Origin of the sequence: Micromonospora echinospora (assembly GCF_014203425.1) — a bacterium.
Lineage (GTDB): Bacteria > Actinomycetota > Actinomycetes > Mycobacteriales > Micromonosporaceae > Micromonospora > Micromonospora echinospora_A.
On the sequence record NZ_JACHJC010000001.1, the window covers coordinates 6,392,612 to 6,405,841 of the forward strand.

Annotated in this window: 11 protein-coding genes; 2 read left to right on the forward strand and 9 right to left on the reverse strand. The window is 72.6% G+C overall.

What is annotated here, in order from left to right:
• Positions 1-50 precede the first annotated feature (50 nt).
• Genes FHU28_RS28765 through pdxR form a run of 9 tightly spaced genes read right to left on the reverse strand, consistent with a single transcriptional unit; the run spans position 51 to position 10,994 of the window.
• On the reverse strand, positions 51-2,351 hold the full coding sequence (locus FHU28_RS28765) for an arylsulfatase (protein WP_184687931.1): 2,301 nt from the start codon (positions 2,349-2,351) through the stop codon (positions 51-53).
• Positions 2,352-2,359: 8 nt separating this feature from the next.
• Entirely contained in the window at positions 2,360-3,115 is a 756-nt protein-coding gene (locus tag FHU28_RS28770; protein ID WP_184687933.1) for an SDR family NAD(P)-dependent oxidoreductase, read from the reverse strand.
• On the reverse strand, positions 3,112-3,936 hold the full coding sequence (locus FHU28_RS28775) for an ATP-binding cassette domain-containing protein (RefSeq protein ID WP_184687935.1): 825 nt from the start codon (positions 3,934-3,936) through the stop codon (positions 3,112-3,114). Before FHU28_RS28775 ends, FHU28_RS28770 begins: the two co-directional genes overlap by 4 nt.
• On the reverse strand, positions 3,933-4,919 hold the full coding sequence (locus FHU28_RS28780; RefSeq protein ID WP_311773671.1) for an ABC transporter ATP-binding protein: 987 nt from the start codon (positions 4,917-4,919) through the stop codon (positions 3,933-3,935). The genes FHU28_RS28775 and FHU28_RS28780 overlap by 4 nt, the downstream gene beginning before the upstream one ends.
• 5 nt (positions 4,920-4,924) lie before the next feature.
• The gene (locus tag FHU28_RS28785) at positions 4,925-5,809 is read right to left on the reverse strand and encodes an ABC transporter permease (protein WP_184687939.1); all 885 of its coding nucleotides are present in this window, start codon (positions 5,807-5,809) and stop codon (positions 4,925-4,927) included.
• Positions 5,806-6,750, reverse strand: coding sequence for an ABC transporter permease (locus FHU28_RS28790; RefSeq protein WP_073830544.1), 945 nt, complete (start codon positions 6,748-6,750; stop codon positions 5,806-5,808). Before FHU28_RS28790 ends, FHU28_RS28785 begins: the two co-directional genes overlap by 4 nt.
• Positions 6,751-6,772: 22 nt before the next feature.
• Positions 6,773-8,215 (reverse strand): aldehyde dehydrogenase family protein, encoded by a 1,443-nt coding sequence (locus FHU28_RS28795; RefSeq protein ID WP_184687941.1) that lies wholly within the window; start codon positions 8,213-8,215, stop codon positions 6,773-6,775.
• Positions 8,212-9,456, reverse strand: coding sequence for a M20 family metallopeptidase (locus tag FHU28_RS28800; protein ID WP_184687943.1), 1,245 nt, complete (start codon positions 9,454-9,456; stop codon positions 8,212-8,214). Before FHU28_RS28800 ends, FHU28_RS28795 begins: the two co-directional genes overlap by 4 nt.
• Positions 9,457-9,467: 11 nt before the next feature.
• A complete protein-coding gene (gene pdxR, locus FHU28_RS28805) occupies positions 9,468-10,994 on the reverse strand; it encodes a MocR-like pyridoxine biosynthesis transcription factor PdxR (RefSeq protein WP_184687945.1) in 1,527 nt (508 codons plus the stop codon).
• Positions 10,995-11,180: 186 nt separating this feature from the next.
• Between pdxR and FHU28_RS28810 the strand changes: the two genes are divergently transcribed.
• Both FHU28_RS28810 and FHU28_RS28815 read left to right on the forward strand, forming a co-directional pair.
• Positions 11,181-12,269 (forward strand): 3-isopropylmalate dehydrogenase, encoded by a 1,089-nt coding sequence (locus tag FHU28_RS28810; protein ID WP_184687947.1) that lies wholly within the window; start codon positions 11,181-11,183, stop codon positions 12,267-12,269.
• Between the two features lie 7 nt (positions 12,270-12,276).
• Positions 12,277-13,230, forward strand: coding sequence for a formylglycine-generating enzyme family protein (locus FHU28_RS28815; protein ID WP_184687949.1), 954 nt, complete (start codon positions 12,277-12,279; stop codon positions 13,228-13,230).

The window sequence follows — 13,230 nt, forward strand, 5'->3', positions numbered from 1 at the left end:
GACGGACAACGAGGTCCGTCCACGCGCCGTCGCCGTACGCGCCGCGCGCGTCAGTCCACGACTTCGAACCCGACTCCGGCCGACGGCCGCGGCGCGACGTCGTCCGCCGTCGCGATGGGCTCGCCGACCTCCTCGGACGCGGCCAGCCGGAACCGCACGTACTCCAGTTCGCCGGAGAACTCGTGCCGGGCCGGGTAGCTCGGCGACACCGGCGAGTGGATGCTGCGCCCGACGTCCATGCCCGCGAACCCGTGGAAGAACGGCAGCAGCTGCGGGAACAGCGCCTCGCCCGCCGCCTCGCCGTCCACGTACAGCCGGCCGACGCCCTGGCAGTCGGCGGTCTTCGTCAGCTCGAAGGTCAGCTCCACCGGCCCCAGCGGCAGCTCACCCTCGGACCGCAGCACGTGGTGTGCGCCGAGGTGGTTGTACTCGTACACCAGGTGGTTGTCCTTGATGTGCAGCACGTACCCGCCGCTGACGTTGCCGAGCACCACGATCACGCCGCCCTGCGCCGCGTCGGTGCGGCGCACCCGCGCGGTGATCGCGTGCGAGCGGTTCATCGTCGGCGGCACCGCCGCGCCGGAGACCGTCGGTACGCCCGCCAGGTAGGTGAAGATCAGCCGGTCCCGCACCGACCCGGGGCGTGGCACCCGGGCCCGGATCGCGAATCCCCTGTCGTCCAGCGGCAGCACGTCGTAGCGGGCCGCCTCGATCCAGAACTCCTCGACGAGACGCCGCAGCACCTCCGGGTGCTCGGCGGCGAGGTCACGGCTCTCGGTCGGGTCCTCGTCGATCCGGTACAACTCCCAGCGGTCCTCGTCCCACGAGGTGCCGCGCTCGTGGAACGCGACAGCCTTCCAGCCCTGGTGGTAGATGCCTCGGTGGCCGAACATCTCGAAGTACTGGCGGTCCCGCGACGGCGGCGCCGCCGGATCACGCAGCCCGTCGCGGAAGCTGCGGCCGTGCAGCGGCATCTGCGGTACGCCCCGGCGCACCGCTGGCGGCCGCACCCCGACGAGGTCGAGCACCGTCGCGGTGACGTCGATGCTGTGCTGGAACTGCGTCCGCACCTGCCCGCCGGGCACGTCACCGGCCGGCCAGCTCAGCACGAACGGCACCCGGACCCCGCCCTCGTGGGTGTGCTGCTTGTAGCGGCGGAACGGGGTGTTGCTGACCTGCGCCCAGCCCAGCGGATAGTTGCTCTGCGCCCGCGGGCCGCCGATCTCGTCGATCCGGTCCAGGCTGTCCTGGAGGTTCTCCGGCACCCGGTTCTGGAAGGCGGTGGGGTTGAGCGTGCCGAGCGGCGTGCCCTCGGGGCTCGCCCCGTTGTCCGACATGACCACGAAGATCGTGTTGTCGAGGCGGCCGATGCGCTCCAGGAAGTCGACCAGGCGCCCGAGCTGGGCGTCGGTGTGGTCGACCATCGCCGCGTACGCCTCCTGCATCCGGGCGAACAGGCGCCGCTGCTCCGGCGGCACGTCGTCCCACGGCACGACGCCGGGGTTGTGCGGTGGCAGCGGCGCGTCCGGCGGGATGATGCCCAGCCCGATCTGCCGCCGGTGCCGGTCCGCGCGGATGACGTCCCAGCCCTTGTCGTAGCGGCCCCGGTACTTCGCCAGGTACTCCGGCGGCGCCTGGTGCGGCGCGTGCGCGGCGGCGTACGCCAGATAGAGGAAGAACGGCTTCTCCGGCGTGAACGAGGTCTGGTCCCGGACGAACCCGATGGCCCGGTCGGTCAGGTCCTCGGTGAGGTGGTAGCCCTCCTCCGGGGTGGCCGGCGGGTCCACCTGGTGGTTGTCGTAGACCAGCTCCGGATAGAAGTTGTCGGTCTCGGCCTCCAGGAAGCCGTAGTACCGCTCGAAGCCGCGGCCCAGCGGCCACTGGTCGTACGGCCCGGACGGCGTGGTGTGCTCCAGCGGCGCGACGTGCCACTTGCCGACCGCCATGGTGTTGAACCCGGCGTCGGCGAGCATCTCGGCGACGGTGGCGGCGGCGTGGGTGATCCGGCCCCGTCCACTGGGGAAGCCGCTGTCGAAGTTGGACAGCATGCGCATGCCGACGCTGTGGTGGTTGCGGCCGGTGAGCACGCTGGCCCGGGTCGGCGAGCACAGCGGCGAGGTGTGGAAGTTGGTGTACCGCAGCCCGGACGCCGCCAGCCGGTCGATCGTCGGAGTGTCGATCTCGGCGCCGAAGCAGCCGAAGTCGGCGAACCCGACGTCGTCCAGCAGCACGTACACCACGTTCGGGGTGCCCGCGGCGGCCGACGGCGGCGCGCTCCAGTGCTCCGTCGACTCGTGGTAGGTGCGTCCGATCGTGCCCTCGTACGGAGGGTCCGCCAGCGAACTGGTCACGGTACGCCTCAGCCGGCCGTCGTGCCGCCGTCGAGGACGAGCGTGTGGCCCGTCACCATCCGCGCCTCGTCGCTGGCGAGGAACACCACCGCGTCGGCGGAGTCGCGCGGCGTCGCCATGCGTCCCAGCGGGATCGACGCCCGGAAGTTCTCCCGGGCGCTGTCCGGCACGTCGCCCATGCCGCCCAGGAACGCCGAGAGCATCGGCGTCTCGGTCGCCGCCGGGGCGATCGCGTTGACCCGGATGCCGTGCGGCGCCAGTTCCAGCGCCAGCGCCTTCATCAGGCCGATGACGCCGTGCTTGGCGGCGGTGTACGGCGCGTACCGGGGGCGGGCGATGACGGCCTGAAGGGACGCGGTGAACACGATCGAGCCGCCGCCGGCCTCGATCAGCGCGGGCGCGGCGGCCTGCGCGGTCCAGAACGCGCCCTTGAGGTTGACGTCGACCACGCGGTCCAGCGTCGCCTGGTCCACCTCGTCCAGCGGGCCGGTGAACGGCGTACCCGCGTTGGCGTGCATGAGGTCGAGCCGCCCGAACCGCTCGACGGCGGTCTCGACGGCGGCGCGGCAGTCCTCGGCCCGGGTGACGTCGCAGGCCACGCCGACGACGGCGGACCCGAAGCCGGCGGCCGCCTCGGCGGCGCGGTCGCCGTCGAGGTCGGCGATGACGACGCGCGCGCCCTCCTCGACGAGCCGGCCGACGGTCGCCAGTCCGATGCCGCTGGCGCCTCCGGTGACGACGGCGACGCGGTCAACCAACCTCATGTGCTGCTCCTGTTGAATCGGTCCAGGAGGTCGCCGCTCAGGGTGGGCACCGCGGACAGCAGCCTCTGGGTGTAGGGGTGCTGGGGGTCGGAGTAGATCGATTCGGTGTCACCCGTCTCGACGATCCGGCCCTGGTTCATCACCGCGATCCGGTCGCAGAGGTACCGGACCACGGACAGGTCGTGGGAGACCAGGATCAGGGTCAGCTTGAACTGCTCGGCCAGGTCGGTGAGCAGGTTGAGGATCTGCGCGCGCACCGACACGTCGAGCGCGCTGACCGGCTCGTCCCCCACGATGACCTTCGGCCCGGCCGCGAGGGCGCGGGCGATCGCGATGCGCTGCCGCTGGCCGCCGGAGAACTGGTGCGGGTAGCGGGTCACCGCCTCTTCGGGCAGGCCGACGGAGTGCATCAGCTCGGCCACGCGGGCCCGGTGGTCGCCCGGCAGGCGCAGGGCACGCATCGGCTCCGCGATGATGTCCGCGACGCGCATCCGTGGGTTCAGCGACGACATCGGGTCCTGGAGCACCATCTGCACGTCGCGCCGCAGGAACGCGAGCCGCCGCTCCGGTACGCCACTGATGCGCTGGCCGTTGTAGAACGCGGTGCCCGACGTCGGCCGGTCGAGAGCCATGAGGATGCGCGACAGCGTGGACTTGCCGGAGCCGCTCTCCCCCACGATCCCGAACGCCTCGCCCTCGTGGACCTGCACGCTCACGCCGTCCAGTGCGCGGATCGGCTGCCCGGGCGTCCGCAGGGATCGCCGGGGGGACCGGTACTCGCGCACCACGTCGACGGCTTCCAGCAACGGGGTCGTGGTCATGCGCTGGCCTTCCCGCTTCCTAGGGGCTGGTCGCTCTCGATCGGGTGGTGGCACGCGGCCCGCTGCGTGCTGCCGGGCGGCGCCGTCAGCAGCGGCACGGTGCGGCAGACGTCGTCGGCGCGCGGGCAGCGGTTGCGGTACACGCAGCCGCCGGGGAAGGACCCGAGCGACGGGACCCGGCCCGGGATGGTCGACAGCCGGCCGCTGCCGTCGGTGCTCTCCAGCACGGTGGACGCCCGCAGGCCCGCCGTGTACGGGTGCCGGGGCGAGTCGAAGACGGTGGCCACGTCGCCGTGCTCGACGATCGAGCCGCCGTACATGACGAGCAGTTCCTGGCAGATGCTGGCGACCACCGGCAGGTCGTGCGTGATGAGCAGCAGGGACGCGCCCTCCTCCCGCACCAGCGTGTCCATCAGCCGCAGCATCTCCGCCTGCACGGTGACGTCGAGCGCCGTGGTGGGCTCGTCCGCGACCAGCACGGCGGGGTCGCACGCCAGCGCGATGGCCAGCACGACGCGCTGCCGCTGGCCGCCGGAGAGCTGGTGCGGGTACTTGCGCGCGGTGCGGTCGGGCTCGGGCAGCTGGACCCGTTCGAGCAGTTCGACGGCGCGTGCGGAGGCCGCCGCGCGGCTCATCCCCTTGTGCAGCCGCAGCGACTCGGCGACCTGGTTGCCGACCCGCATCAGCGGGTTCAGCGCCGTCATCGGCTCCTGGAACACCATGGCGATGTCGTTGCCGCGGACCGCGCACATCTGCCTGTCGGACAGGTCGAGCAGGTTCCGGCCGTTGAGCAGCACCCGCCCGGACGCCGTGACGCCGTGCGGCAGCAGGCCCATCAGGGCGAGCGCGGTCAGCGACTTGCCGCAGCCGGACTCGCCGATGAGCCCCATCCGGCGGCCCCGCCCGATCTCGAACGAGACGCCCTTGACGGCCTGGATGTCGTGGACCTTGACGACGAGGTCCTCCACCACGAGCCCGCTCACGCCGGTCACCGTCCTCTCAGCCGCGGGTCGAGGGCGTCGCGCAGCCCGTCGCCCATGAGGTTGAAACCGAGCACCGACAGGGCGATGGCCAGGCCGGGCCAGACGGCGAGCATCGGCTGCACGACGAAGTAGTTCTGGGCCTCCTGGAGCATCCGGCCCCAGGTGGGGGTCGGCGGCGGGGTGCCGTACCCGAGGTAGGACAGCGCCGCCTCCGCGAGCACCGCGTGCGCGAACGACACCGACGCCTGGACGATCAGCAGCGCCGCGATGTTGGGCAGCACGTACCGCACCATGAGCACCACGCCCCGGCGGCCGTAGCTGCGCGCGGCCAGCACGAAGTCACTCTGCAGCACCTGCATCGCGCCGGCCCGGGTGAGGCGGCCGAACACCGGGACGTTGGCGACGCCGATCGCGATCATGCCGGTGAGCGTGGAGGCGCCGAAGCCGGCCGCCAGGATGATCGCCAGCAGGATGGCCGGGAAGGCGAAGACGATGTCCAGCGCCCGCATCACCGGCTCGCTGAGCCAGCGGTGCCCGGCGGCGGCGAGCAGACCCAGCGGTACGCCGACCGCCGCGGCGATCGCGACGGCGACCACACCGACGAACAGTGTGGTCCGCGCGCCGACGAGGAGCTGGCTGACGATGTCCCGGCCGAAGTGGTCGGTGCCGAGCCAGTGCTCGCCGCCCGGGGAGAGCAGCGTCTGCGACGGGTCGACCCGGGTGGGGTCGTACGGCGTCCAGAAGAACGACACCAGCGCGGTGAGGACGACCAGGCCCACCAGGCCGGCGCCGATCACCAGCGTGAGGTTCCAGCGGCGGCGCGGCTTACCGGGGCCGGCCGCGACGACGTCGGCGGTGGCGTCCGGTGGGGCGTCGGCGACTGATGTCATGCCTTGCTCCTCAGCCTGGGGTCGACCGCGTGGTAGACCACGTCGACGACGAAGTTGATCAGAAGCACCGCGGCCGTCAGCACCATCACCGTGCCCTGCACCTTCAGCAGGTCACGGTTGCCGACGTCCTGCAGCAGCATCCGGCCGAGACCGGGCAGGCCGAAGACGTTCTCGATCACGACGGTGCCGATGAGCAGCGTCGCCAGTTGCAGACCGAGGACGGTGATGACCGGGATGGCCGCGTTGCGCAGCGCGTGCCGGGTCAGCGCCTGCGAGCGGCTGAGACCCTTGGCCCGCGCGGTCTGGATGAAGTCCTCCTGCATGACCTCGACCACCGCGGACCGGACATAGCGCATCAGGATCGCGCCCTGCGCCACGCCGAGGACCAGCGCCGGCATCAGCAGGGCCCGCACGGCGCCGCCGAAGTCGTCCCACCCGGTGAACCCGCCGGCGGGCAGCCACTGCAGCTTCACCGCGAACACGGTGATGAGCAGGATGCCGAGCCAGAACGACGGAACGGCGATGCCGACCTGGCTCAGCGCCGACAGCGCCGTCCCGATCGCGGTGCGGCTCTTCACCGCGGCGAGGATGCCCAGCGGTACGGCGATGAGCAGCGCCAGCGTCATCCCGGCCAGGATGAGCGGCACGGTGACGCCGAGCTTGTCGGAGATCTCCGAGCCGACCGACACCCCGCTGAGCGGCGAGATCCCGAAGTCACCGCGGATCAGGCCGCCGGCCCACTCCATGTACCGCTCGGTGAACGGCCGGTTCGTCCCGAACTGCTCCCGCAGCGCCTCCAGCGCCTCCGGGGTGGCGTTGACGCCGAGCATCGCCTGCGCCTGGTCGCCCGGCAGCAGCGACAGCATCGTGAAGACGAGGATCGACGCGGCGAACAGCGACACCGCGAGGATGGCCAGCCGCCGGACGAAGTAGATCACCATGCGTGTGTGCTCCCACTCCGAGTCATGGCCTGATCATCACCATCTTGGTCACGGTCAGCTCCTCCATGGCGAAGCGCGGTCCCTCCCGGCCGATGCCGGAGTCCTTGACGCCGCCGTACGGCATGTTGTCGGCACGGAAGCCGGGCACCTCGTTGACCAGCACGCCACCCACGTCGAGGCGGCGTACGACGTCGAGGGCCACCGCCAGGTCGCGGGTGAAGACGGCGGCCTGGAGCCCGTAGCGGGACCGGTTGACCAGCTCGACGGCCGCGTCCATGTCCGGCACCGACCGGACGCACACCACCGGCCCGAAGATCTCCTCCGCCCAGCACTCGGCGTCCTCGGGGACGTCGACGAGCACAGTCGGTTGCAGCACCCGGCCCTGCGCCGTACCGCCGGCCAGGCAGCGCGCGCCGCCCGCGACCGCGCGGTCCACCCACGAGTGGACCCGCTCGGTGGACGCCTCGTCCACCAGGGCGGACACACGGGTGTCGGCGGACCGGGGGTCGCCGGTGGTGACCGTCTTCAGCAGCGGCTCGAGACGCTCCAGCAGCGCCTCGCGGACCGGCTCCTCGACGATCACCCGCTGGACGCTGATGCACGCCTGGCCGGAGGCGTAGAACCCGCCCCGTACGACTGCTTCCGCGGCCCGGTCGAGGTCGGCGTCGCGGCCGACGATGAGCGCCGCGTTGGACCCGAGTTCCAGCAGCACCTTGCGCGGGGCCGCGGCGCGGGCGATCTGGTGGCCGACGTGCGCCGACCCGGTGAACGACACGGCGGCGACGCGCGGGTGGGTGGTCAGGAGCTTGCCGACCTCGACGCCGCCGGTGACGAGCTGGACGCCGGCGGCCGGGCAGCCCGCCTTGCGGAACAGGTCGATCAGCACCAGCGTGGCCAGCGGCGTGTTCGGTGCCGGCTTGACGATCACCGGGCAGCCCGCCGCCACCGACGGCGCGACCTTGTGCGCGGCCAGGAGCAGCGGGTAGTTGAACCCGGTGATGCCGACGACGACACCGACCGGGCGGCGCACCCAGAAGCCGAGCATGCCCTCGCCGGCCGGCTGCATGTCCAGCGCCACCGTCTCGCCGGTGAGGTGGCCCACCTCCTCGGCCGCCGTCTCCAGCGTGACGAGCGTGCGGGCGACCTCGACCCGGCAGTCGACAAGCGGCTTGCCGGTCTCCAGGACGAGCAGTTCGGCGAGGTCGTCGGCGCGGGCGCGGAGCTCGGCGGCGACGGTCGTCAGGATGGCGCGCCGCCGGTGGCCGGGCAGGCCGGCCATCTCCGCGGCGACCTCGTGCGCGGCCTCGACAGCCGCTTCCGCGTCGGCGGGGTCACCCCAGGGCGCCTGGGTCACGGTGCTGCCGTCGTACGGGAAGCGCACCGGCGCGGTCTGCGCGGTGGTGGCCCAGCCGGCGCCGATCGGCAGTCCGGCGGGCAACGCGGCCAGCAGCTCCTGCGCGGTCACGACGCCTCGCCCGCCCGCGCGCCGGTGGCGCCGGTCAGGAAGGCCAGCGCCGCCTCGGCGTAGACCCTGGTCTTGCGGACGATGTCGTCGACCTCGACGTACTCGTCGGGCTGGTGGGCGATCCACTTCGGGCCGGGGCCGTACACCACGTTCGGGATGCCGCTGTCGCGCCACAGGATGGTGCCGTCGGTCGCGCCGGGCACGCCGCCGAAGACCGGCGCCGTACCGGTGACGGCGCTGTGCGCCCGCGCCACGGCGAGCGAGATCGGGTGGTCCTCCGGGGTGACCGCGCACGGCCGGTCGTCGACGACCTCGACGGCGAAGCTGACACCGTGCCGGGCGCCGATGGCGTCGGCGTCGGAGCGCACGCGCGCGGCGAGGGCGGCATGGTCGACACCGGGGACGGTCCGGCAGTCCACGCCGAGCACGGCGCGGCCGGGGATGACGTTGAGCTGGTCGGCGGAGCCGGCGTCCAGGACCGTGGGGGTCAGGAACGTCAGGCCGAGGTGCTCGTGCTCACCCGGGTCGGCCTGCAGCTCCTTCTGGAACCGGCCGAGCGCGGCGACCAGCTCGGCCACGGCGGGAACGGGGTTGCGGCCGTGCTGCGGCATCGCGCCGTGCGCCATCTTGCCCGTGCAGGTGACCAGCAGGCGGACCGCGCCCTTGGCGACCGCGCAGATCTCCTCGGCCTCCGGCTCGCAAATGATCGCGGCGTCCACCTCGCGGGCCAGGGCCGTGGTGGTGAAGTGCTTCGCGCCGAGCATCTGGCCCTCCTCGTCCACCAGGGCCGCCACCACGATCCGGCCCGGGAACGGCCCGGCCAGCTCGACGGCCCGGGTCGCGTGGATCATCGCGGCGACACCGGCCTTCATGTCGGCGGAGCCGCGACCGTACAGGCGCCCGTCGACGATGTCCCCGCCGAACGGGTCGACCGTCCACTCCTCGGGAGAACCTTCGGTGACGACGTCGGTGTGCCCCTCGAACATCAGCGTCGGTCCGGGCAGGCCGCCGTCCACCACCGCGACGACGTTGGGCCGCCCGGGGACGACCTCGGTGACCTCCGGCCGCCAGCCGAAGCCCCGCATGACCTGCGCGACGAGTTCCGCCACGGGCTGCTCGCTCCGCCCCTGCGCGGTGTCCCAGGTCGAGGGGATGCGGACCAGGTCCTGGGTGAGCGACACGACGGCTTGCTCGTCCACGAGATGGCCGGCGCGGAGGGAGGCGTGGGTGTCCGACGTCATGGCGTCGGAGGTTACGAACTCCGACCCCGGAGGGGAACGTCCAGTTTCCGGGCCGGTGGGGGTACCAGTCGTGGCCGGACCTGGTCTTCTACCGCCGCCGCGACCCGCCGGACCCCCTCGTCGATCCGGTCCAGCGGCATCACCTGGTATCCAAGCCGCAAGTGGTGACGCGGGGTGGGGCGGGTGGTCCAGTACGGCTCGCCGGGGTCGAGCAGGACGCCCTGGCGGCGCAGGTCGACGGCGAGCTGCCCGGCGTCCAGCCCCGGCGGGCCGGTGATCCACCGGGCCAGGCCGCCGCGCGGCACCGGCTGCGGCCCCCAGCGCACGTGCCGCTCGATCGCGGCCGCCATCTCCTCGTACAGCCCCTGGTAGTGAGCGCGGATACGCCGCACGTGGCGGGCGAGGTCCCGGCTGGCGATCATCCGGGCGAGGGCGCGTTGCATGGGTCCGGGCGGGTGGCGCAGCACGTAGCGGGAGCGGGCCCGCATGGCCTCCACCAGCGCCGGGGACGCCACCACGTAGCCGAGCCGCAGGCCCGGCGCCAGCAGCTTGCTGAAGCTGCCGAGGTAGACGACACGGTCCTCGTCGTCCAGCGCCCGCACCGCCACCGCGGGCATCCCCCGGAACGTCATCTCCGGGTCGTAGTCGTCCTCGATCACCACCGCGTCCGCCGCGCCGGCCCGGCGCAGCAGCTCCTCACGCCGGGATGCCGACATCGTCGCGCCGGTCGGGTACTGGTGGCTCGGCGTGACGTACACAAGCTCCGCGCCGTGCAGGTCGGCCGGCAGGTCCTCGACGACGAGGCCGTCCTCGTCCACCCGGCCGGGCACCACGTCGGCGCCCGCCATCTGCATGATCGTCCGCGCGTCGGGGTAGCCCGGGTCCTCCACCAGCACGACGCTGCCCGGCCGGACCAGGACGCTCGCCAGCAGGTGCAGCGCGTGCGTCGAGCCCAGCGTGATCATCACCTGGTTCGGCTCGGCCGAGATGCCACGCGACGGCAGCACGTGCTCACAGAGCTGGCGGACGAGCTGCGGGTCGTCGGCCTGGCCGGCGTCCCCGATCACCCGGGACAGCCCGTCCTGCCGCAGCGCCTCACGCTGCGCCCGTTCCCACGCGCCGGTGGGGAACATGCCGGGGTCCGGCTGGCCGACGACGAACGGGAACGGCGCCCGCGACCACGCCGGGTCCCGGTGCACGGGGGTGGGCGGCGGCTCGGGCAGCCGCGCCTGCCAGTCGATGGGCCGCGTCGCGGAGCGGGAGGTCCGCCGCGCGGCCCGCATCCGGACCACCGCCTCGGAGGAGACGTAGAGGCCGCGCCGGGGAACGGTCGCGATCAGGCCCTGCTCCATGAGGCGGTCGTACGCGGTCAGCACCGTGTTCCGGGAGACGCCCAGCGCCTCGGCCAGACGGCGCGTGCTCGGCAGCGGGCCGTCGTCGTACTGCCCGGCGAGGATGGCGTCCTCGAGCCCCGTGATGATCTGCTCGTAGAGCGGAACCGTGCTCTGCGGGTTGACCGGCAGCAGAAAATCCGCCATCTCGACCTCCCCACCTCTCGCGGGGATCTCGCCTCGTCCCGTCGTCGCACTCCTGTGCACACCATCCGCGTCCCGCTGGTACTAGCCTAGCCGGAGACCTGGACCTGTTGCGGAGGGCCCGATCCCGCCACTCTTGGCCGGGCGATGGCAGGTGACGGTCTCCTGCACGCGGACAGGGGTGGACTAATGAGCGCCCAGCGAATCGCGCTGGTGCCCGGCGACGGCATCGGGCCCGAGGTCACCGCGCAGGCGGTCAAGGCGTGCGACGCCGCCGCCCAACGGTTCGGGCTGGACCTGGTGTGGGAAGACTACGAACTCGGCGCGGACTACTGGCGGATCACCGGCCAGGTCGTGCCGCCGGACGTGGAGCAGGAACTGGCCAAGGCGGACGCCATTCTCTTCGGCGCCGTCGGCGACCCGTCGGTGCCACCCGGCGTGCTCGAACGCGGCCTGGTCATCCACCTGCGGACCGCCTTCGACCAGTACGTCAACCTGCGGCCGGTCAAGCTGCTGCCCGGCGTGCCCTCGCCCATCGGCGGGCTGCGTCCCGAGCAGTGCGACCTGGTGATCCTGCGGGAGAACACCGAGGGCGCCTACGTCGGCGCCGGCGGCTTCATCCACCGGGGCAGCCCGGACGAGATCGCCACCCAGGAATCGGTCAACACGCGCAAGGGGGTCGAACGCCTCATCCGGCACGGTTTCCGGCTGGCCCTGACCCGCCGCAAGCACGTGACACTTGTGCACAAGGCGAACATCCTCACCTACGCCGGTGACCTGTGGCAGCGGACCTTCGAGGAGGTCGCGGCGGAGTACCCGGAGATCGCGGTGGACTACGTGCACGTCGACGCGATGTGCCTCTACCTGGTCACCCAGCCGGAGCGGTTCGACGTGGTGGTCACCGACAACCTGTTCGGCGACATCATCACCGACCTCGGCGCGGCCGTGCAGGGCGGTCTCGGCCTGGCCGCGAGCGGCAACCTCAACCCGACCGGGTCGGCGCCGAGCATGTTCGAGCCGGTGCACGGCTCCGCGCCCGACATCGCGGGCCGGGGCTGGGCCAACCCCGCCGGCTCGATCCTCAGCGCCGCGCTGATGCTGGAGCACCTGGGCCACCCGGAGGCGGCCCGCAGCCTGGAGGACGGGGTGAAGGCGGTGCTGCCGCGCCTGGGCGCCATGCGCGGGCCGGAGATGGGCATGTCGACGGAGGACTTCGGGGACGCCGTCGCCGCCGCCATCAGCGAGGACGCGTACCAGGCGGACGCCCTGCCGGCGTAACACGGATGTGAGCGCCGAATCGGCTGAACCGGACGACGGCGGGGGCCTCACCCCGCCGTCGCCGTGTTGCGCGCCCAAACGCCCGCCCGCTCCCGGCACCGGCGCGCCCTCGGGTGCGAGCGCCGTCCGCTCGGGGGGTACGGACGGCCTCATCGCGCTGCCCGGCGGCGCCTTCCTCATGGGCACCGACGATCCGGAGGGCTTCCCGGATGACCTGGAGGGGCCGGTCCGCCCGGTGACGGTGGCCCCGTTCGAGATCGCCGCGACACCCGTGACGAACCGGCAGTTCGCCCGCTTCGTCGAGTCGGCCGGCTACCGCACCGACGCGGAACGGTACGGCTGGTCCTTCGTCTTCCACCTGCTGCTGGCGCCGTCCGCACGCCCGTACGTGCTCGACGCCACAGTGCCGGGGGCGCCCTGGTGGCTGGCGGTCGAGGGCGCGCACTGGGCGGCCCCGGACGGGCCCGGCTCGGACCTGTCGGGACGCGAGCAGCATCCGGTCGTCCATGTCTCCCACCGGGACGCCGAGGCGTACTGCGCGTGGTCCGGGACGCGGCTGCCGGCCGAGGCCGAGTGGGAGTACGCGGCACGCGGCGGGCTGTCCCAGGCGCGCTTCGCCTGGGGCGACGAGCTGACTCCGGACGGGCGGCACCGGTGCAACATCTGGCAGGGCGCCTTCCCTGCCGTCAACACCGCGGACGACGGTTTCGTGGGCACCTCTCCGGTGATCGCGTTTCCGCCGAACGGCTACGGGTTGTACGACGTCGCGGGCAACGTTTGGGAACTCACGGCCGAACCCTGGCGCGACCGCCGAGGACGCATCTCACCAGGTGAGAGCGTCATCCGGGGCGGTTCGTACCTCTGCCACGACTCCTACTGCAACCGTTACCGCGTGGCCGCACGGAGTCGGACCACCGTTGACTCCTCAAGTGGCAACACCGGATTCCGGGTGGCACGGTAG

What these genes read in the sequence shown, in the direction of transcription:
- FHU28_RS28770 (WP_184687933.1), bottom strand. Translation starts at nt 3,115, where the DNA reads ATGAGGTTGGTTGACCGCGTCGCCGTCGTCACCGGAGGCGCCAGCGGC.
- FHU28_RS28775 (WP_184687935.1), bottom strand. Translation starts at nt 3,936, where the DNA reads ATGACCACGACCCCGTTGCTGGAAGCCGTCGACGTGGTGCGCGAGTAC.
- FHU28_RS28785 (WP_184687939.1), bottom strand. Translation starts at nt 5,809, where the DNA reads ATGACATCAGTCGCCGACGCCCCACCGGACGCCACCGCCGACGTCGTC.
- FHU28_RS28790 (WP_073830544.1), bottom strand. Translation starts at nt 6,750, where the DNA reads ATGGTGATCTACTTCGTCCGGCGGCTGGCCATCCTCGCGGTGTCGCTG.
- FHU28_RS28800 (WP_184687943.1), bottom strand. Translation starts at nt 9,456, where the DNA reads ATGACGTCGGACACCCACGCCTCCCTCCGCGCCGGCCATCTCGTGGAC.
- pdxR (WP_184687945.1), bottom strand. Translation starts at nt 10,994, where the DNA reads ATGGCGGATTTTCTGCTGCCGGTCAACCCGCAGAGCACGGTTCCGCTC.
- FHU28_RS28810 (WP_184687947.1), top strand. Translation starts at nt 11,181, where the DNA reads ATGAGCGCCCAGCGAATCGCGCTGGTGCCCGGCGACGGCATCGGGCCC.